At 63.2% G+C, this 619-nt stretch carries 2 protein-coding genes; one reads left to right on the top strand and one right to left on the bottom strand.

Annotation, left to right across the window (positions count from 1 at the left end; all coding sequences use genetic code 11):
* Window positions 1-399 (top strand): hypothetical protein (locus tag D7X12_RS45720; protein WP_208719644.1); only part of this gene is annotated, 399 nt, incomplete at its 5' end.
* A 15-nt stretch (window positions 400-414) separates the two neighbouring features.
* Here D7X12_RS45720 and D7X12_RS45715 read toward each other — a convergent pair.
* Window positions 415-619, bottom strand: a 205-nt coding sequence (locus D7X12_RS45715) for a hypothetical protein (protein WP_208719643.1), incomplete at its 5' end; no start/stop codon positions are given.

Raw genomic sequence — 619 nt, 5'->3', positions numbered from 1 at the left:
ACCCATTTCCATGCCCACCTGGCCATTTACTACAAGGGCGAACAGATCGCAGTGCCACGCGGCATCGGCATCATTGCGCCACTGCGCATCGATCGCGGTTTTGTCAGTGGTGGCAAGGGTTTCTACTGGCTGCACACGCATGATGCCAGCGGCATCCTGCATGTCGAATCGCCGAACGACCGGGTGTACACGCTGGGCAACTTCTTCGACGTGTGGGGACAGCCGTTGGCGGCCGACAACGTGGCAGGGCTCAGGGGCGCGCTGCGGGTGTATGTCAACGGCAAGGTGCAATTCACGCCGGTGCGCGACCTTCCGCTCAAGCCGCACGACCAGATCGCGCTGGTGATCGGGCAACCCTCGGCGTCTCCTGTGACGTACACGTTTCCCGATGGGCTGTGAAGTACTGGCCAAGCTTCAGTGCATCACGCAGTGGCAATAGACAAACTGCTGCTCCACGCCTGCGGGCGTCCGATGGGCTTCCGACGCATGTTCGACCAGTTCGAAGGTATCGCCGAACTGGGCGTGCAGCGCATCGGGCGCATACCGCATCACCGGGAGCCCGCTGCACTGCATCGGCCCGTCCGGCCCGAACACCGCGACAATGACGTGACCGCCGGGG

Origin of the sequence: Corallococcus sicarius, assembly GCF_003611735.1 — a bacterium.
Taxonomy (GTDB): domain Bacteria; phylum Myxococcota; class Myxococcia; order Myxococcales; family Myxococcaceae; genus Corallococcus; species Corallococcus sicarius.
This window is presented reverse-complemented; position numbering and strand designations above follow the sequence as displayed.